At 27.7% G+C, this 19,058-nt stretch carries 19 protein-coding genes and 1 pseudogene; 3 read left to right on the forward strand and 17 right to left on the reverse strand.

Annotation, left to right across the window (positions count from 1 at the left end):
* Positions 1-167: 167 nt before the first annotated feature.
* Together nhaA and CHF27_RS07820 are read right to left on the reverse strand one after the other, a co-directional pair.
* Positions 168-1,304: pseudogene (gene nhaA / locus CHF27_RS07815) on the reverse strand (Na+/H+ antiporter NhaA); the annotation flags it as partial.
* Positions 1,305-1,660: 356 nt separating this feature from the next.
* Positions 1,661-4,153, reverse strand: a complete 2,493-nt coding sequence (locus tag CHF27_RS07820) for a heavy metal translocating P-type ATPase (RefSeq protein WP_095406454.1) — start codon at positions 4,151-4,153, stop codon at positions 1,661-1,663.
* 242 nt (positions 4,154-4,395) lie between these two features.
* Here CHF27_RS07820 and CHF27_RS07825 point away from each other — a divergent pair, with 242 nt between their 5' ends.
* The gene (locus CHF27_RS07825) at positions 4,396-5,454 is read left to right on the forward strand and encodes an NAD(P)H-dependent flavin oxidoreductase (RefSeq protein WP_095406455.1); all 1,059 of its coding nucleotides are present in this window, start codon (positions 4,396-4,398) and stop codon (positions 5,452-5,454) included.
* A gap of 91 nt (positions 5,455-5,545) precedes the next feature.
* Here the strand turns inward: CHF27_RS07825 and CHF27_RS07830 are convergent, their stop codons facing one another.
* The 15 genes from CHF27_RS07830 to CHF27_RS07900 form a co-directional block, all read right to left on the reverse strand.
* Positions 5,546-5,998, reverse strand: a complete 453-nt coding sequence (locus tag CHF27_RS07830; protein ID WP_095406456.1) for a MarR family winged helix-turn-helix transcriptional regulator — start codon at positions 5,996-5,998, stop codon at positions 5,546-5,548.
* Between the two features lie 120 nt (positions 5,999-6,118).
* Entirely contained in the window at positions 6,119-6,937 is an 819-nt protein-coding gene (locus CHF27_RS07835) for an acetyl-CoA carboxylase carboxyltransferase subunit alpha (RefSeq protein WP_095406457.1), read from the reverse strand.
* On the reverse strand, positions 6,930-7,808 hold the full coding sequence (gene accD / locus CHF27_RS07840) for an acetyl-CoA carboxylase, carboxyltransferase subunit beta (RefSeq protein WP_095406458.1): 879 nt from the start codon (positions 7,806-7,808) through the stop codon (positions 6,930-6,932). The genes CHF27_RS07835 and accD overlap by 8 nt, the downstream gene beginning before the upstream one ends.
* Positions 7,801-9,153: an acetyl-CoA carboxylase biotin carboxylase subunit gene (locus CHF27_RS07845; protein WP_095406459.1), complete on the reverse strand. Its 1,353-nt coding sequence runs from the start codon at positions 9,151-9,153 to the stop codon at positions 7,801-7,803. The genes accD and CHF27_RS07845 overlap by 8 nt, the downstream gene beginning before the upstream one ends.
* Before the next feature lie 8 nt (positions 9,154-9,161).
* Positions 9,162-9,584, reverse strand: coding sequence for a 3-hydroxyacyl-ACP dehydratase FabZ (fabZ, locus tag CHF27_RS07850; protein WP_095406460.1), 423 nt, complete (start codon positions 9,582-9,584; stop codon positions 9,162-9,164).
* A 3-nt stretch (positions 9,585-9,587) separates the two neighbouring features.
* On the reverse strand, positions 9,588-10,079 hold the full coding sequence (gene accB / locus CHF27_RS07855) for an acetyl-CoA carboxylase biotin carboxyl carrier protein (protein WP_095406461.1): 492 nt from the start codon (positions 10,077-10,079) through the stop codon (positions 9,588-9,590).
* 14 nt (positions 10,080-10,093) lie between these two features.
* On the reverse strand, positions 10,094-11,329 hold the full coding sequence (gene fabF / locus CHF27_RS07860; RefSeq protein ID WP_095406462.1) for a beta-ketoacyl-ACP synthase II: 1,236 nt from the start codon (positions 11,327-11,329) through the stop codon (positions 10,094-10,096).
* Positions 11,330-11,340: 11 nt separating this feature from the next.
* Complete coding sequence (gene fabG / locus CHF27_RS07865) at positions 11,341-12,081, reverse strand: 3-oxoacyl-[acyl-carrier-protein] reductase (protein ID WP_095406463.1); 741 nt, start codon at positions 12,079-12,081, stop codon at positions 11,341-11,343.
* Positions 12,082-12,094: 13 nt separating this feature from the next.
* Positions 12,095-13,036, reverse strand: a complete 942-nt coding sequence (gene fabD / locus CHF27_RS07870) for an ACP S-malonyltransferase (protein WP_095406464.1) — start codon at positions 13,034-13,036, stop codon at positions 12,095-12,097.
* Positions 13,029-13,970 (reverse strand): enoyl-[acyl-carrier-protein] reductase FabK, encoded by a 942-nt coding sequence (fabK, locus tag CHF27_RS07875; RefSeq protein ID WP_095406465.1) that lies wholly within the window; start codon positions 13,968-13,970, stop codon positions 13,029-13,031. The genes fabD and fabK overlap by 8 nt, the downstream gene beginning before the upstream one ends.
* A 46-nt stretch (positions 13,971-14,016) precedes the next feature.
* A complete protein-coding gene (locus CHF27_RS07880) occupies positions 14,017-14,238 on the reverse strand; it encodes an acyl carrier protein (protein WP_095406466.1) in 222 nt (73 codons plus the stop codon).
* Positions 14,239-14,294: 56 nt separating this feature from the next.
* Positions 14,295-15,272 (reverse strand): beta-ketoacyl-ACP synthase III, encoded by a 978-nt coding sequence (locus tag CHF27_RS07885; protein WP_095406467.1) that lies wholly within the window; start codon positions 15,270-15,272, stop codon positions 14,295-14,297.
* Between the two features lie 342 nt (positions 15,273-15,614).
* Positions 15,615-16,193, reverse strand: a complete 579-nt coding sequence (locus CHF27_RS07890; RefSeq protein WP_095406468.1) for a hypothetical protein — start codon at positions 16,191-16,193, stop codon at positions 15,615-15,617.
* A gap of 1 nt (position 16,194) precedes the next feature.
* On the reverse strand, positions 16,195-16,872 hold the full coding sequence (locus CHF27_RS07895; protein WP_095406469.1) for a hypothetical protein: 678 nt from the start codon (positions 16,870-16,872) through the stop codon (positions 16,195-16,197).
* A 68-nt stretch (positions 16,873-16,940) separates the two neighbouring features.
* The gene (locus CHF27_RS07900; protein ID WP_095406470.1) at positions 16,941-17,612 is read right to left on the reverse strand and encodes a PspA/IM30 family protein; all 672 of its coding nucleotides are present in this window, start codon (positions 17,610-17,612) and stop codon (positions 16,941-16,943) included.
* A gap of 181 nt (positions 17,613-17,793) precedes the next feature.
* On the opposite strand from CHF27_RS07900, the gene CHF27_RS07905 reads away from it, so the two are divergent.
* Positions 17,794-18,318: a 2'-5' RNA ligase family protein gene (locus tag CHF27_RS07905; RefSeq protein WP_095406471.1), complete on the forward strand. Its 525-nt coding sequence runs from the start codon at positions 17,794-17,796 to the stop codon at positions 18,316-18,318.
* A 96-nt stretch (positions 18,319-18,414) separates the two neighbouring features.
* Positions 18,415-19,029, forward strand: a complete 615-nt coding sequence (gene ytaF, locus CHF27_RS07910) for a sporulation membrane protein YtaF (RefSeq protein ID WP_095406472.1) — start codon at positions 18,415-18,417, stop codon at positions 19,027-19,029.
* The last annotated feature ends 29 nt before the right edge of the window (positions 19,030-19,058 follow it).

Below are 19,058 nucleotides of genomic sequence, written 5' to 3' on the forward strand. Positions count from 1 at the left end.
CTATTTATATAATAATAAACAATATTTTCATTATCTTATTTTTCATAATAAAATTATAAATTATTTCTTCCTAAATAATAAATTTTTAAAATTTTTGCTTAATTAAATAAATAAGGAAGTATTTAAAGATATACCTTTAAACACTTCCTTAACACTGAATTTATTATTTATCTAAGTTTACCTATTAACGCATGTGCATGCTTAAATTGAGGTTTTTTATGAAATAATGGCTTAACCAATGTAGTTATATAAGTTAAACTAGCTGATAAAACTGCTGCTAATAATATAGATATCTTAGCTGTATCTATTAATTGAGCATTGCTAACAAATGCAATTTCTGCAACAAATATAGACATTGTAAATCCTATTCCTGCCAACATAGCTACTTGTAATAATGAAATCCAGCTACAATTTTCTGGTTTTTCAATTATATGAAGTTTAGTTCCTATATAACTAAAAGACATAATTCCTAGTGGTTTACCTACAACTAATCCCACTATTATTCCATGAACCATAGTGCCTAATTCAGCATAATTTATTTTTACTCCTAATTTTATTGCAGTATTAGAAAATGCAAATAAAGGCAATATAAAAAAATTACATATAGGCGCTATTTTTTCCTGTAATCTTTCAAGTAAAGGTTTTCTTCCTCCATATGATTTTGCTGGTATAACTATAGCTAATAGAACTCCACTTATAGTAGAATGTATTCCACTTCTATAAACAAAATACCATAATACTAATCCTAATAATAAGTATGGATAAGAATCACTTATTTTTAACTTTTTATTCATATACGCTAAAATACATACTATAATTAAAGAACCTATAATCCATTTCACACTTAAATTTGAAGAATAAAAAGTTCCTATAACTAATATAGAAATCAAGTCATCTACAACTGCTAAAGATAATAAAAATATTTTTAAACTAGGCTCTAACTTATTTTTTAAAAGCATAAATATTCCAACTGCAAATGCAATGTCTGTTGATATAGGTATTCCTATGCCTCCAACAAACTTAGTATTATGATTAAATAAAAAGTATATACATGCTGGTATTATTACGCCTCCGCAAGCCGACATAACTGGAAAAGTAGCTTTTTTTACTGTAGATAAATGTCCATGTAAAACTTCATGTTTAATTTCACACCCAGCTAACAAGAAGAATATTGCCATTAAAAAATCATTTATAATCATGTGTAAATTAAATTCCCCGATTAAATTTACTCCACTAAAAATATATTGATATATTTTATTCAAAGGAGTGTTAGCTACTATAATAGCTAATAAAGTTGACATAGTTAATAAAACGCCTGGTTAACACCTCTGGTTCAAGTTTTGTATTTGTAACTTTTTCAATCTCTACTTTTAATTTCATATATAAAGCCCTCCCCCTTTTTATTATATGTAATTATGTCTTTTGAGTTATTATAATATATATTTTTTATAATTACAAACCATTGAATTTACTGGTTTTTTACAAAAAATCAAATTATAAGCTACATTGTGAATATAATTAATTACTAGTTCAATTTAGTTAGATTTCTTATTAATTATTAAAGCCTAACTGATATTTTACTTAATAATAATTTTTTTATAAATTAATAAAAACAACAAAAATTCCTTATAAAAAAATTTTTGTTGTTTTTATTATTTTGTTACTTATATGGTTTAAATTTTTTAAGTCTAAGTGCATTTGACACAACAGAAACTGAGCTTAGACTCATAGCTGCTGCCGCAAACATAGGATTTAAAAGCGGACCTCCAAATAAATAAAGTATTCCAGCTGCTATAGGTATTCCTATTGTATTGTATCCAAATGCCCAAAATAAGTTCTGTTTAATATTCTTTATTGTTTCATGACTTAATTTTATAGCTGTTGGAACATCCATTAAATCACTTTTCATTAAAACTATATCTGCAGACTCCATAGCCACGTCTGTTCCACTTCCTATAGCTATTCCTATATCTGCCGCTGCAAGTGCTGGTGCATCATTTATTCCATCTCCAACCATTGCTACAAATCTACCTTGTTTTTGCAATTTTTTAACTTCATTTGATTTCTCTTCTGGTAAAACTTCTGCAAGAACTATATCTATTCCTACCTGAGATGCTATTGCATTTGCTGTTTTTTTATTATCACCAGTAACCATAGCAACTTTTATATCCATACTATGAAGAGTTTGTATTGCTTTTTTACTACTTACTTTTACAACATCTGCAACAGCAATTATTCCTGCTAAGTTGTTATCTAATGCAATATACATAGGTGTTTTTCCTTCACTAGCTAATTTATCAGATTTAATTTCAAAATCATCTAAATTAATATTTCTATCTTGCATAAGTTTTTTATTTCCAAGTAATACATTTTTTCCATCTATGTTAACTTCTATACCATGACCAGGTATAGCTTTAAACTTATGAGTTTCTTCAAATTTAATGTTTCTTTCTTCTCCAAATTTAACGATTGCTTCACCTAATGGATGTTCAGATCCTTTTTCAGCACTAGCTGCTACTTTTAAAAGATAATTTTCATTTATATTTTTATTTACAATTATGTCAGTAACTCTAGGTTTTCCTTCTGTTATTGTACCTGTTTTATCAAATATTATAGTATCTACTTTATGAGCAGATTCTAGAGATTGTCCGCCTTTTATTAAAATTCCATTTTCAGCGCCTTTTCCTGTTCCAACCATTATTGCTGTAGGTGTAGCTAAACCTAATGCACACGGGCATGCAATTACTAATACAGATATAAATATTGTAAGTACAAATACAATATCTTTTCCTCCTATTAATAACCACAATAATGCTGATATTATAGCAATTCCAATTACTACTGGTACGAAATATCCTGATACAGTATCTGCTAATTTAGCAATAGGCGCTTTTGTACCTTGTGCCTCCTCTACTAATTTTATTATTTGAGCAAGTGCTGTATCACTTCCTACTTTTTCTGCTCTAAATTTAATAGTACCATTTTTATTTATACTTGCACCAGTAATTGTATCTCCTATATTTTTTTCAGTTGGAATACTTTCTCCTGTAAGCATTGATTCATCTACTGCTGTATGACCTTCTAAAACTAATCCATCTACAGGTATTTTGCTTCCTGGTTTTACTAATATAATATCTCCTACTTGAACTTCATCAATAGGTGTTTCTATCTCTTTATTATCTATAATTATTATCGCTGTCTTAGGCTGAAGATTCATAAGTTTTTTTATAGCCTCTGATGTTTTACCTTTTGATTGTGATTCTAAATATTTTCCTAATAATATTAAAGCTATTATTATTCCTGCACTTTCATAATATAATTGATGATGATGCATTTTAACTACATTTTTATTAACTATTTGAAGCGTTGTATATAAACTATATAAAAATGCTGATAATGTACCTATAGCAACTAATGTATCCATATTAGGACTTTTACTAAACAGAGACTTAAATCCATGTATATAAAATTTATATCCTGCACCCATTATTGGAAGTACTAATATAACTTGAATTAAAGCATAATTTAGTGTATTTTCCATAGGATCTATTATCTTTGGAAGAGGCCAAGGTCCTATTGGTTTTATTATCATTGGACCCATAGCTATGTAAAATAATGGTATTGCAAATGCCACAGCTATTATAAACTTAATAAATAAACTTTTAATTTCTTTTTCTTTTCTAAGCTTATCTTCATCTATAGATTTATTTTCATTTTCCTCTATAGCTTTATATCCGGCTTTCTCTATAGTTTGTTTTATCTGAGTTAATTTAACTTTTGATGGATTATATGATATATTAGCTTTTTCTGTAGCTATATTTACACTAATATTGTCTATTCCATCTAGCTTTTTAACTACTCTTTCTACTGCCTTTGCACAAGCTGCACATGTCATACCTGTAATCTTCATATCTATTTTTTTATAATTATTCTCTATAACTACTTCATAACCTGCCTTCTCTATAACTTGTTTTATATCATTAAACTCAATTTTACAAGTATCATATTCTATTGTAAGTTTTTCTGTTGCTATATTTACACTTTGATTAGAAACTCCGTCTAACTTTTTAACTACTCTTTCTACTGCTTTAGCACAAGCTGCACATGTCATACCTTTAATTTTATATGTTTCATTTTTATTGTTTGAACTCATAATTTCTCCTTTCTATGTTACTTTTCAATTTACTTAATATTCTTAAATATACCCCCTATAGGTATAGTATGATATTTTATTTTCAAAATCAACTATTTTAATAAATATATTTAATAACTTTTATATTTTATATGTTTTTTATTACATATTTATAGTATAATATTAAGTATTAGTACCTAGTATTAATACTTGACATTATTATCCAGTTTTTAAACTGATAAATATACATGAGAGGTGAAATTATGGTAGAACCGTTAATAATAGGAGATTTAGTTGCTAAAGTTCCAATAATACAAGGTGGTATGGGTATTGGAGTTTCTAGATCTTCACTTGCAAGTGCAGTTGCTAAAGCTGGAGGAATAGGCATAATCTCTGGTGTTCAAATAGGATATGACGAAGATGATTTTGAAAATAATTGTTTAGCTGCTAATTTAAGAGCTTTAAAAAAACATATAGAAATTGCAAAAGCTAATTCTAATGATGGAATTATAGGTATAAATCTTATGGTTGCTATGAATCATTATGAAGAATTTGTAATGGAATCAATAAAATGTGGAGTTGATATTATAATATCTGGTGCAGGGCTTCCAATTAAATTAGCTTCATTAGCAAAAGATAGCAATGTTAAAATTTGTCCAATAGTTTCATCTGCTAAAGCAGCAAATCTTATACTAAAAACATGGGATAAAAAAAATAATACAACTGCTGATTTAATTGTTGTAGAAGGACCAAAAGCAGGTGGACATCTTGGCTACAATAAAAATGATCTTGAAAATTTAGATTCGATAGATTATGAAGGTGAATTTACTAATATTCTAGAAATAGTTAAAATATACGAAAAAAAATACAACAAAAAAATACCTGTTATAGCTGCTGGTGGTATATCTTCTGGCAAAGATGTCAAAAAATTTATAGATATGGGTGCAAGTGGTGTTCAAGTAGGAACTAGATTTGTAACAACTTATGAATGTGATGCTCATGAAAACTTTAAATTAGCATATGTAAATGCTACTGAAAAAGATATTCAAATAGTTAAAAGTCCTGTTGGTCTTCCTGGAAGAGCTATTAACAATAAATTCTTAGAAAAAATTAATTCTAATACTCCTAAAATAGCTAAATGTTACAATTGCTTAGTCTCTTGTAATCCAAAGACTACACCTTACTGTATATCTACAGCTCTTATTAATGCAGCAAAAGGCGACATAGATAATGCACTTCTATTTTGTGGACATGATGCTTACAAAATTAATGAATTAAGTTCTGTATCTCAAGTTATAGATGAATTAATTTCAGAGCTTTAGACCAAATAAAAATAAGGAATCTAAAAAGTTATATTTTTTAGATTCCTTATTTTTCATTTGTTTAAAATTTAATTATAAATAAAAAAGCCTCCTATTGGAAGCTTTTATATTTATCTTCAAAGAATATATTCACTTTTTCAAGGGCTAAAGCTAATGTATCTTCTTCATTAGTAGTAAAATTAGAAATCATAGCTTTAATCATTTCTTCATGGAAAAGATAATGAATATTATAAGCTTCTTTTCCTCTTTCTGTTAAGTTTACTAAAACGACTCTTCTATCTTCCTCTATTCTCTTTCTTTCAACATATCCTTTTTTTATAAGTTTATTTATTGCAGTAGTTAGAGTTCCTACTGCTATTCTTAAATCGTGTGCTATTTCTCCCATTGTCCTAGATTTATCTAATCCTATAGCTTCTATAGTGTGTATTTCTGTTATTGATAAATCTATGAACTTTGTGTTTTTTAAAGACTTTTCTTCAATGTGTAAAATATCATTAAATAATTGTACCAATAGTTTGTTTAATAAAATTTCTGTACTTCTCATAGTTTTTACGCTCTCCATAACTTATAATTTATTACTTTAATTTAATTATAATAAAGTTTATAAATAAATTCAATTGATACAATTATTTTCGACTGTAAAATATTTTTACATTCAAAGTATCTAATAACCAAAATTGCCCATATTTCTAAATTTATCATATCTGTTATTTATAAGTTGATTTTCATCAAACTCTATTAGCTTATATATTTCATCTTTTATTACATCTTTTATTTTTTTTGCCATCAAGTAAGGTTCTTTATGAGCTCCTCCTTGTGGTTCCTGTATTATATTATCGATTATTCCAAAATTTTTTAAATCTACTGCTGTTATTTTCATAACCTCAGCTGCCTCTTTTACTCTAGTACTATCCTTCCATAAAATAGAAGAAAAACCTTCTGGTGATAAAACGGAATAAATCGAATTTTCTAGCATATAAATTTTGTCACTTACAGCTAGAGCTAGGGCACCTCCACTTCCTCCTTCTCCTATGAATATAGTTATTATAGGAGTCTTTAATTTACTCATTTCAAATAAATTTTTCGAAATCGCCTGCCCTTGGCCTCTTTCTTCCGCTTCTAAACCACAAAATGCACCTGGTGTATCTACGAAACATATTATAGGTCTCTTAAATTTTTCTGCTTGTTTCATTAACCTAAGTGCTTTTGTGTACCCTTCAGGATGAGGCATTCCAAAATTTCTTTTTATATTTTCATTTGTATTGCTACCTTTATTAATTCCTATAATAGTTAAATTAATTTCCTCTAATCTTCCTATTCCACCTATGATAGCTTGATCATCTTTAAAAGTTCTATCTCCATGCAACTCTAAAAAATCTTCAAAAATATTATCTATATAAAATTTAGAATTTGGTCTATTTTTATCTCTTGCTATATTAACCTTATCCCAAGCTGATGCTTTTTCTTTTATTTCGCTATACATTTTCAACCACCCCATGTAAGATTAATATTTTAGACAAATATGTTTTTAAATCTTTTCTTTCTACTATAATGTCTATAAAACCTTTTTCCTTACTAAATTCAGCTGTTTGAAAATTTTCAGGAAGCTTTTGATTTATCGTTCCCTCAATTACTCTTCTTCCTGCAAATCCTATTATAGAATTTGGCTCACTAATTATTATATCTCCTAATGTAGCAAAACTAGCAGTTACTCCTCCTGTAGTTGGATTAGTAATTATACTTATATATAGAAGTCCTTTATCACTATGTTTTGCTAGTGCTGCTGATGTTTTAGCCATTTGCATAAGGGAAAATATACCTTCTTGCATTCTAGCTCCTCCAGATGCACTAAATATTATAAGTGGTAATTCATTTTCTGTTGCATACTCAATAATTCTAGTTATTTTTTCTCCAGTTGCACTTCCCATGCTACCCATCATAAAATAACTATCCATTATAGCTGATGCAACCATTTTTCCATGTATTTTTCCATAACCTGTAATTACAGCTTCTTTTAAGCCTGATTTTTTTTCACTTAAAGCTAGCTTTTCTTCATACCCCTCAAATTGTAATGGATTTTGAGGTACTATATCATCAAACAAAGTTACAAAAGTATTTTTATCAAATATCTGTGATATTCTCTCTTTTGCTCCTATTCTAAAATGATATCCACAATTTATACATACATTATTATTCTGTTTTAAATCTTCTATATAAATTATATTTTTGCACTTGTTGCAATTAATCCATTTTCCTTCAGGTATGTTTGGCTTCACACTATAATTATCATCTTTATCTAAAGGTATCTTTTTGACAGTTACGTATTGTTTTTTCTTAAATAGACTCTTAAGCATCTTCATTCACCATCTTTTCATTTAAAAATGATGTTGTATAGTTTCCTTTAATGAAATCTTTTTGTTCTAATATCCAATATTGAAATTCTATATTAGTGTCTATTCCACCAACTGCAAACTCACCTAAAGACCTTTTCATTTTTACTATTGCATCCTCTCTATTCTTTCCATGAGTTATTAATTTACCAATCATAGAATCATAATAAGGAGGTATACTATAACCACAATAAATTGCACTATCTACCCTAACTCCTAATCCAGCCGGCATATTTAATTCTGTTATTTTTCCTGGACATGGCGTAAAGTTTTTTCTTGGGTTTTCCGCATTTATTCTACATTCTATAGCATGACCATTTATAACAATATCTTCTTGAGTAAGTTCTAATTTTAAATTAGATGCTATCTTTAATTGTTCTTTAACTATATCTACATTTGTTACCATTTCAGTAACTGGGTGTTCTACTTGAATTCTTGTATTCATTTCCATAAAATAATAATTTTTAGAACTGTCTACTAGGAATTCTATAGTTCCTACATTATTATATTTTACAGATTTAGCTGCTTTAACTGCAATTTTTCCCATTTCATCTCTTAATTTTTCATCTAGAAAAGAAGATGGTGCTTCCTCCAGTACTTTTTGATTATTTCTTTGTAAAGAACATTCTCTTTCTCCTAAATGAATAACATTTCCAAATTGATCTGCTATTATTTGAAATTCTATGTGTCTTGGATTTTCAATATATTTTTCAATATAAACTCTGTCATCATTAAAACATGCTTTTGCTTCTGATTTCGCAGTATTATAATTATGCTCAAATTCTTTAGCATTTCTAACAATTCTAATACCTTTACCTCCACCACCAGCTGCAGCTTTTATCATTACAGGAAATCCAATTTCAAGTGCAATATCTAAAGCCTGACCTTGAGATTTAATTTCATCTTCAAATCCTTCTACAATAGGTATATTTGAATTTTTCATTACCTTTCTAGCCATCGCCTTATCTCCCATAAGTTCAATGGTCTGATAATCAGGCCCAATAAATTTAATATTACATTCTTGACACATCTTTGCAAATTTAGGATTTTCAGATAAGAAACCAAATCCAGGATGAATACCTTCACAACCTGTTAGTATACATGCACTCAATATATTAGCAATATTTAGGTAGCTGTCTTTGCTAGATGGGCCTCCTATACATACAGCTTCATCTGCTAGCTGTGTATGTAGAGCATCTTTATCTGCCTGTGAATAAACTGCTACTGTCTCTATTCCTAGTTCTTTGCAAGCCCTAATTATTCTTACTGCTATTTCTCCTCGATTTGCTATAAGTATTTTTTTTAACATAATATCACCTATCCAATAGCGAACATTATTTCACCTTCGCAAACTAATTTTCCATCTACTGTTGCACTTCCTCGTCCAACACCTATATTTCCTCTCATTTTTACTATTTCAACATATAATTCTAATTTATCACCTGGTGTAACTTGCTTTTTCCACCTAACTTTATCTGCTCCTACTAAAAATCCTATTTTACCTTTGTATTCTTCCATAGATAATATAGCTATAGCTCCCATTTGAGCTAATGCTTCTAATATTAACACCCCTGGCATCACTGGATACTCAGGAAAATGTCCATTAAAGAAATTTTCATTAATAGTTACATTTTTATATCCTTTTGCACTTTTTCCTTCTATAACTTCTTCTATCCTATCAATCATTAAAAAAGGATATCTATGAGGTAAAATCTTTTTTATGTTCTCAACTTCTAACATAATTTATCTCCTTATTTTAAATATTGGCTGTGCATATTCAACCATATCTGAATTTTCAACTAAAACATCAACTATTTCACAATCAAATTCTGCAACGATTTCATTCATAAGTTTCATAGCTTCTACTATACATAAAACTTCTCCTTTTGAAACCTTTTGGCCCTTTATTGCAAATGGTTTTGCATCAGGAGATGAAGCCTCATAGAAAGTTCCAACCATTGGTGATTCTATATAATCAAAGTTTTCTCCATCATCCTTACTATCATCTTTATTTGAAATATTTTTTATAACTTCATTATCATTTTTGATTTCTTTATTTATATTATCATTTGAAATACACAATTCTTTTTCATTATAAATATTATCTATACTTTTATTATTTCTATCCAATGATTTATCCATCTTAATATAATCATTTTGAGTTTTCACTTCAAAATACGATAAATTAGAAGTATCAACTAAATCTATTAACTCTTTGATTTCACTAAATTTCATAACTGCCTCCTAAATTATTCCCATCTCTTAAAAAGTAATGAAGCGTTGTGTCCACCAAATCCTAATGAATTACTAATTGCATATTTCAAGTCACAATTTCTCCCAACATTTGGTACATAATCTAAATCTAATAATTCATCTTTATTTTCATAACCTATTGTTGGTGGTATAAATCCTTCACAAAGAGCTTTAATACATACAATAGCTTCAATAGCTCCTGCTGCTCCTAATAAGTGACCAGTCATAGATTTAGTAGATGAAACTGGAATATTATATGCATTTTCTTTAAATACTTTTTTTATTGCTATAGTTTCAAATAAATCATTATAAGTAGTCGATGTTCCATGAGCATTTATATATGAAATTTCATTTTCATTTATCTTAGCTTCCTTAATAGCATAAGACATTGCTTTTGCTGCACCTTCTCCATTTGGATCTGGTGATGTAATATGGTAAGCATCGCAAGTAGATCCATAACCAACAATCTCTCCAAATATTTTAGCGCCTCTTTTTTGAGCATGCTCTAAACTTTCTATTATAAAAATTCCAGCACCTTCTCCCATAACAAATCCTGTTCTTTCTTTATCAAAAGGTATAGATGCTTTTTTAGGATTATTATCACTATTTAATGCTCTCATATTAGAAAAACCTGCAATTGCTATAGGAGTAATAGACGCTTCTGTTCCTCCACATATCATTACATCTGCATATCCATCTTTTATATATCTAAATGCATCTCCAATATTATTTGTACCAGTTGCACAAGCTGTAACTGCTGATGTACAAATTGCTTTTGCTTTGTATCTTATAGCTATATTTGCTGCTGCTGCATTTATTATTGTCATTGGTATATACATAGGTGATACTCTTTTAGCACCTTTATTGTGTAAATTTTTAAATTCACTTTCATGGGTATGAAAACCTCCTATACCCGAACCAACCATTACACCAAATCTATCATTTTCAATTTGATCTAAATTTAATCCAGAATTTCTAATAGCTTCTTCGCTAGCTACTATTGCATATTGAGTAAATTTATCTAATCTTCTTGTTTCTTTTTTATCTAAACAATCTTGTGGATCAAAGTCTTTGACTTCCCCAGCAATTTTAACATCTAATTCTGAAGTATCTATAGATTTAATAAAATCTATACCTAATGTACCAGATTTTATTCCTTTCCAAAAACTCTCTACATCATTTCCAACAGGAGTTACTGCTCCCATTCCCGTTATTACAACTCTATTACTCATAAAAACCTCCTCTACATCGCCATTCCGCCATCAATATTAATTACTTGCCCTGTTATATAATCTGAATTATTACTTGCTAAAAATGCAGCAAGATTAGCAATATCATCTACATTTCCAAGTCTTTTTAATGGTATTTGAGAAAGTAAAACTTTCTTAGCTGATTCACTCAACACTTTTGTCATATCCGTATCTATAAATCCAGGTGCGATTGCATTTACATTTATATTTCTACTTCCAAGTTCTTTTGCTAAAGATTTAGTCATACCAATTACGCCTGCCTTTGAAGCACAGTAATTAACTTGCCCTGGATTACCTACTACTCCTACTACTGATGACATATTAATTATTTTGCCACATCTTTGCTTTATCATAATTGGAGTAACAGCCTTTAGGCAATTAAATACTCCTTTTAAATTTGTTTCTATTACTTTATCAAAATCTTCTTCACTCATTCTTACAATTAAAGAATCTCTTGTTATTCCTGCATTATTAACTAATATATCTATTTTTCCAAAAACTTCTTTTGTTTTATTTATTAAATTTTCAGCTTCTTCAAATTTACTCACATCTGCCTTTATTAATAATGACTTAACGCCATAATGATTTATTTCTTCTTGTAGTTTTAAAGCTTCTTCTTTGTTTCCTCTATAATTAATCACTATATCAGCACCTAGTGAGGCATATTTTAAAGCAATTGACTTTCCAATCCCTCTAGTAGCACCTGTGATTATTGCACATTTATTACTTAACATATTTCTCCTCCTACTAAATAGATGTTTTTATGAGCTTAACTGTTTCCTTAAGAGAATCAATATCCTCCACATTGTAAACAGTAACTTCTTTGTCAATTTTTTTAACAAAATTACTTAAAGTTTTTCCAGGCCCAATTTCTACAAATACATTAACTCCTTTAGAAATCATATCTCTTATACTGTCTTCAAATAATACAGATGACATTATTTGTTTTCTTAGTAATTCCTTTATATCGTCATCTTCCAAATAAGGTTTCCCTTTTACATTTGAATACACTACTTTTTTTGAAGATTTAATATCTATATTTTTCAACTCTTCATAATATTTATAACTTGCTTCTTTGTATAAAGAACTATGGAATGGCCCACTTACTTTAAGAGGTATACATATTCCTTTTAATTCTTTTGTTATCTTAACTGCTTCTTTTATAGCTGGTAACTCCCCAGATATTACTGTTTGTCCTGGGCAATTATAATTAGCAGCTTCGATTACTCCAAATTCAGAAGCTCTTTCTAATAATTCATTTATCTTTTGTTTATCTAACTTTAAAACAGCTGCCATACCACCTGTATCTTTATCTAAATAGCTATCCATAATAGAAGCTCTTGTTTTTATTAATTTAACTCCATCATCAAATGAAATAACTCCACTATAAATAAGTGCACTATACTCACCTAAAGACAGTCCTGCAACATAATCACTTTCTATGCCTTCTAATTCTAATGCTTTTAAACAAGCTAAAGAAACTAATAATATAGCCGGTTGATTATTCTTTGTATCCATTAATGTTTCTTCTGGTCCTTCAAATATTATCTTCTTTATAGGCATATCTAATAATTTTTCACCTTTATCAAATATTTTTCTACATTCATCTATATTTTCATATAAACTTTTTCCCATATTTATATATTGAGAACCTTGCCCAGGAAAAAGGAATCCAATTTTTTTATTCATTTACCCTCCTAAAACACTTAATGCTTTCGTTTATTATTTCATCTATTATCTCTTTACAACTTTGTTCTTTTTTTACTAAGCCTGCTATTTGACCTGCCATAACAGATCCATTTTCAATATCTCCGTCTCTTACAGCTCTTTTTAAAGCACCTTTGCCTAATTTTTTTAAACTTTCATCATGTATATTATTTAAATTTGATTTTTCAAGTTTTAAATACTCTCTAGTAAGTTTATTTCTTATCGATCTAATTGGATGAGATGTACTTGCTCCTGTTATTTCACTATCTATATCCCTAGCTTTTAAAACTTTTTCTTTATAATTTTTATGAACAGTACATTCTTTTGCTACCAAAAATCTTGTTCCCATTTGAACACCTTCTGCTCCAAGCATAATAGATGCTGCTAATCCTCTTCCGTCTCCTATTCCACCTGCTGCTATTACTGGAATATCTAACACATCTACAACTTGTGGAACTAAGGACATAGTGGTCAATTGACCAATATGTCCTCCTGCTTCCATTCCTTCTACAATAACTGCATCTGCTTTATATTTTTCCATACGTTTAGCAATAGCAACAGAAGGTACAACAGGAATAACTTTTATATTATGCTCTTTCCACATATCCATATACTGTGCTGGACTTCCTGCTCCCGTTGTAACAACCTGAACCTTTTCTTCGCAAACTAATTTAGCTATTTCACCTGCATTTTGTTCCATTAACATTATGTTAACTCCAAAAGGTTTATTAGTTGATTGTTTAGCTTTTCTTATTTCTTCTCTTACAACATCTGTAGGTCCTACACCTGTTATAATTCCTAATCCTCCAGCTTCACTCACAGCTACAGCTAAAGATGCGTCACTAATCCATGCCATTCCACCTTGTATAATAGGAAACTGTATGTTAAGCAATTCTGTAATTCTAGAATTTTTCATAATTCCTCCTGTAAATACCTCTTACTATTTCTTAATTTTTCTTATATTACTTTTGATTTTCTTGTATATAATTTACTACATCTTTTACTGTTTTTATATTTTCAGGATTTTCAACTGTTATTTCAAATTCCTCTTCTATTTCCATTACTAATTGAAATAAATCTAATGAATCTATTTCTAATGATTCAAAAGTACTTTCTAAAGCTATGTCTTCCTCATTTATAGATAAATTGCTCACCATAATTTCTTTTACTTTGTTAAATATCATTTTTGTTACCTCCAAAATTTTTATTTTTATTTTTAATTTAAATTTTAACTTTTATACTATATATTCCAATTTATAAGTGAAGCACCATAAGTTAATCCTCCACCAAATCCAACTAAAATAATTTTATTACCTTTCTTTATTAAGCTTTTTTCATTCATCTCATTTAAAGCTATTGGTATAGATGCAGCTGACGTATTTCCATAATTTTGTATATTTGTATAGAATTTTTCAGTAGAAATATTTAATTTTTTAGCTGCATATTCTATTATTCTTACATTTGCTTGATGAGGAACTATGTAATCAATATCATCAATTGTCATATTCTCATCTTCTAAAATTTGTTTTATACATTCCACAATTTTTGATGTAGCAAATTTAAAAACTTCTCTTCCATTCATCTGTAGTTTTTTATTTCTTGAAACTGATTCTTCTAAAAATGGATTTTCTACGTCTTTTGCTCCAATAGTTATAAATTCATGATTTTCGCCTTGTGATTTGCATAAACTTTTTATTATTCCTTTATCATTACTTTTAGACAGTACAGCAGCTCCTGCCCCATCGGCAAATAAAACACATGTACTTCTATCATTCCAATCAATTGCCTTAGATAAATTTTCTGCTCCTATTACAAGAGCATGTGTATATTTATTACTTTTCATAATAGCAGAAGCTATGTCTAGTCCATAAATAAAACCTGTGCAAGCTGCACTAATATCAAAAGCTAGTGCATTTTTAGCACCAATATTTTTTTGTACAATGCACGCCGTTGATGGTGTGAACATATCAGGTGTACATGTCGCTACAATTATTAAATCTATATCTAGTGGTGATATATTTGCCATTTTCATTGCATTTTCACAAGCTTTACTTGCCATATAAGAAGTATCTTCTCCTTGTGATATATGCCTTTGTATTATTCCTGTTCTATCAGAAATCCATTCATTATTAGTGTCAACTATTTTACTAATTTCAAAATTAGTAACTATCCTAGAAGGTACATATGAGCCTAATCCTTCTATGATTATTTCTTCCATAAGCATTCTCCTTTATCGATGTACTTATATTTCGATTATCAAACTATAAAAGTAGAAAATTTTATATTAAATACATCCTTATCAGCTTCCTTATCAAAATAATTAAAATGTATTGTATGTTTCTTATTTTTCTAATTAAAATATTTCGACGTTTAATTATTTCGATAATCAAAATATATTATATCCAAAACAAAATGTCAACGATTATTTTTGTTTTTTTTAGATACAAACTTAAAATATAAGATTATTACTAGTATTCATCAATTCCTAACTAAATATGAAAAATATTTTATAAAAAAAAATTGTCTTTCTAAATAATTTAAAAAGACAATTTAATAATTTCTATTTTCTTCTACTTCTTATAAAATCAATTACAATATATGCTATTACTATTACCATTATTATGGTTACTAATTTAGTTATCCATGAACTCATTCTAAACCCGTGCATCATTCCATAAAATGGGTTTGAAAATCCATAAAATCCTCTATTCCCAAAAATAGGTCTATAATTTCCCCCACCATAACCACTTCCACTATTCTTTTTACTAGTATCATTATTGTTATTTGAATTATTTTCACTACTGCTATTATTCGGTTTTTTAGTAAAAGATCCAGAATCGGGTTTTATACTACTATTTGTATTTGGTTTTGTTGTTGTAGCATTTGGTTTTGTTGAAAATCCACCTGAATCAGGCTTTATTATAGAAGTTTTAGGTTTAGTCGAATAACTCTTACTACTACTTCCACCAGATTTAAAACTTCCCGAACTAGGTTTAGAGCTTGAATATGATTTTGCAACAATATATTGATTGTTATTTTGGGCATATACATCACTGCTAGGTACTAAAAATGAAATATAAGTAAATAAAAGCAAAAATGTAGTTAAAAAACATAAAATTTTCTTTTTATTATTTTTCATATTATACCCTTAACCCCATTTCTATAAATTTATCATTAACCCTAATTAATTCATCTTGATTATCTCCTTCTATTACTGAATCATAGTATTCTTCACCTTTAAGTTTAGAATATCTAAGTATATGTTGATTGTCATAATCATCTTTATCAACTAAATAAACATATCTTGAGTATCTTCCTTCATTATCTTTTTCAATTAAATATCCTTTTACATTAAATACGAATTCTTTGTCTCCTTGATAAAGTGATACTGTATCATCTGAATTTGTAAGTAAAGCATTTTCTTTATTACATCCAGACACATATTCTTTTTCTCTACAATTAAAACAATGATTCATATTACAAACTTTTACACAGTTTCTACATTCACATTTACTACACTTATCCAACTTATCTAAATCTACAAGTTTTTTCCTATCTAAATAAGCATCTATCTTTTCTTCAGGATTTTTTTGTGAATTAAATAATTTCTGAAATAATCCTTTATTATTATTTTCTTCTTTTTCTATATTATCTAAAAAATTCATGTATTCTTTTAATACATCAACTTTTTTTATAAAACTTCTTTTATTTAATTCTTCTTCATCTAATATTTGTTTTAAATCATCACAAGCAAACACTAAATCTGTATAAATTTTATTATATTTATTTTTTTCTTTTTCTATTTTTTCACTTTTCAAGAAAATACCCCCTTAATACTTACACATTTCAAAAAGGTAGATAGCTTTTAACCATCTACCCTTTACTATTATTTGTTCATTTCTTGTTTTATTCTTTCTAATTCATCATTTACTTTTGAATCAACTGCTGGTGAACTTTTTATATATTCATCTAACATAGCATCTTCATCTTTTGGTTTTAAATCTTCTAATGCTTTCCCATAGCTTTCTTTTTGTGAAACTTTCTTTTCTAATTCATCTAAATTTATTCCATTATCATCATTAAGACCTGCTAATGTTTCATTTATTTCATTACTTATTTCAGCTACATCTAGTCTAGTTGCTAGTTCTTGCTTTTTAGATTTCATTTTTGATATTTCAATTTCTAAGTCTTGTATTTTATTTTTTATAAGTTGTATTTTTTCATCTTGCTCTTTTATTCTATTGTCTGTTTGAACTAATTTTTCTTGTAAATCTAGTTTTTGTTTTACAAATGATTGTGCTTTTTCAGTATCTTCTTTTTGTATTGCAGATTTTGTTGCTTCTTCATATTTGTTTATCTTATCTTGTAAATCTTTTTTTTCTTTTCTTATGCTGTCTACAGATGCCATGAAATTTGCACATTGTTTTTTAGCCTCTTGAAATAATTGTTCCTTTTTAGTTATAGATAAATCTAATAATTCTATTGGATCTTCATGTTTTTCTAAAGCCTTATTTGCTTTTGCACTTACCACATTTTTTAATCTTTTAAAAAAACTCATTTTTTTCTCTCCATTTCATTTATAAGTAAGTAAAATTCTATATAATAATAGAAAAATTTTACTTATAAAAAATTATAAAATTTTTTATTTTGTTCATATTAATAGTATATATAATATCATATATTATGCTTCACTTGTATAATATTACTTGTAAAAATAAATTTTATTGGAGGTAATATATTTGAGATATGTAATCGTTAGTGTGCTTAGGGGTAATGCAGGCAACTTTAATAACAACTTAAGAAAAGAAATTTTCGAAAAATTTAAAACAAAATCTTCAAAACTTCCTGCTCACTTCACTATAAAAGCTCCCTTTGAAAGTGACACTATACAAGAACTAGAAAATACCTTATCTTTATTTACTAGTTCTAATAAATCAGAAAATTACTATATAAAAGGATATGATTCTTTCGATAATAGGGTCATTTTTATGAAAGTTATAATGAGTAAAAAAGGACAAATTCTTCATGATAAATTAATTGATGTTTTATCTAGTATCAACTATATAAATTTCACTGAAAAAGATGGCAAAAATAAAATTTTTCATGTTACTTTAAGTTCTAAAAAGATACAAAATATATTTAATGATTTGTGGACTTATGTAAACAGTATACCTTGCGATTTTGAATGTACTTTTGATAATGTCTGCATATACAAATGGGAAAATAATACTTGGCTTCTTCATAAAGAATATTTATTTGTATAAAAAGTAACCTTAATCCCTCTATAAATCACATTTTCTTAATTTATTTATACTATAACATTATGACACTTTAAGAAAATATCATTAGGGGGAAATCTTATGAATTTAATATCAGCAATTTTACTTTCTATATCTGCTAATCTAGATACTTTTACTGTTGCTATATCTTATGGCTTAAAAAAAATAAAATTAAGTACTGCAACTGTATTATTGATTTCACTTATAACAACGCTTGGAACATTTATTTCTATGAGCTTAGGGCTTGTCCTTACTAAATTCATTTCTATATATATAGCAAATTTAATTGGTAGCTTAATGCTAATATGTATAGGTGTTTGTATTTTTATAAATTTTTTTAAAGAATCTCACAAAAATAAACAAACCTATTTAATAGAAAACAATTCAACTTATTCTCAAATATTAACTAACCCTATTACTGCAGATAAAGATAATTCTGGAGATATAGATTTTAAAGAATCTATAACATTAGCTCTTGCCCTTACAATTAATAATTTTGGTATTGGTATTGCAGCTAGTATAGCTGGAATTAATATTTACTTAAATACTTTTTGCACATTTATAGTTACTATATTGAGTATTTTATTAGGAATTTCTATAGGTAATAGTTATTTATCAAAATTATGTGGTAAATACGCTGAATTAATATCTGGTTTAGTAATAATAATTTTAGGAATTTATGAAGCATTTCTATGATAATAAATAATAAACTTCATTTTATATTT

The organism is Romboutsia maritimum (assembly GCF_002251085.2).
Taxonomy (GTDB): Bacteria; Bacillota; Clostridia; order Peptostreptococcales; family Peptostreptococcaceae; genus Romboutsia_B; species Romboutsia_B maritimum.

What these genes read in the sequence shown, in the direction of transcription:
- CHF27_RS07830 (WP_095406456.1), bottom strand. Translation starts at nt 5,998, where the DNA reads ATGAGAAGTACAGAAATTTTATTAAACAAACTATTGGTACAATTATTT.
- fabZ (WP_095406460.1), bottom strand. Translation starts at nt 9,584, where the DNA reads ATGTTAGAAGTTGAGAACATAAAAAAGATTTTACCTCATAGATATCCT.
- CHF27_RS07880 (WP_095406466.1), bottom strand. Translation starts at nt 14,238, where the DNA reads ATGATATTTAACAAAGTAAAAGAAATTATGGTGAGCAATTTATCTATA.
- CHF27_RS07845 (WP_095406459.1), bottom strand. Translation starts at nt 9,153, where the DNA reads ATGTTAAAAAAAATACTTATAGCAAATCGAGGAGAAATAGCAGTAAGA.
- fabD (WP_095406464.1), bottom strand. Translation starts at nt 13,036, where the DNA reads ATGAATAAAAAAATTGGATTCCTTTTTCCTGGGCAAGGTTCTCAATAT.
- accD (WP_095406458.1), bottom strand. Translation starts at nt 7,808, where the DNA reads ATGCTTAAGAGTCTATTTAAGAAAAAACAATACGTAACTGTCAAAAAG.
- CHF27_RS07885 (WP_095406467.1), bottom strand. Translation starts at nt 15,272, where the DNA reads ATGGAAGAAATAATCATAGAAGGATTAGGCTCATATGTACCTTCTAGG.
- CHF27_RS07890 (WP_095406468.1), bottom strand. Translation starts at nt 16,193, where the DNA reads ATGAAAAATAATAAAAAGAAAATTTTATGTTTTTTAACTACATTTTTG.
- CHF27_RS07820 (WP_095406454.1), bottom strand. Translation starts at nt 4,153, where the DNA reads ATGAGTTCAAACAATAAAAATGAAACATATAAAATTAAAGGTATGACA.
- fabK (WP_095406465.1), bottom strand. Translation starts at nt 13,970, where the DNA reads ATGAAAAATTCTAGAATTACAGAATTGCTTAACATACAGTTTCCTATT.
- CHF27_RS07835 (WP_095406457.1), bottom strand. Translation starts at nt 6,937, where the DNA reads ATGTATAGCGAAATAAAAGAAAAAGCATCAGCTTGGGATAAGGTTAAT.
- fabF (WP_095406462.1), bottom strand. Translation starts at nt 11,329, where the DNA reads ATGAGTAATAGAGTTGTAATAACGGGAATGGGAGCAGTAACTCCTGTT.
- fabG (WP_095406463.1), bottom strand. Translation starts at nt 12,081, where the DNA reads ATGTTAAGTAATAAATGTGCAATAATCACAGGTGCTACTAGAGGGATT.
- accB (WP_095406461.1), bottom strand. Translation starts at nt 10,079, where the DNA reads ATGAAATTTAGTGAAATCAAAGAGTTAATAGATTTAGTTGATACTTCT.
- CHF27_RS07825 (WP_095406455.1), top strand. Translation starts at nt 4,396, where the DNA reads ATGGTAGAACCGTTAATAATAGGAGATTTAGTTGCTAAAGTTCCAATA.
- ytaF (WP_095406472.1), top strand. Translation starts at nt 18,415, where the DNA reads ATGAATTTAATATCAGCAATTTTACTTTCTATATCTGCTAATCTAGAT.
- CHF27_RS07900 (WP_095406470.1), bottom strand. Translation starts at nt 17,612, where the DNA reads ATGAGTTTTTTTAAAAGATTAAAAAATGTGGTAAGTGCAAAAGCAAAT.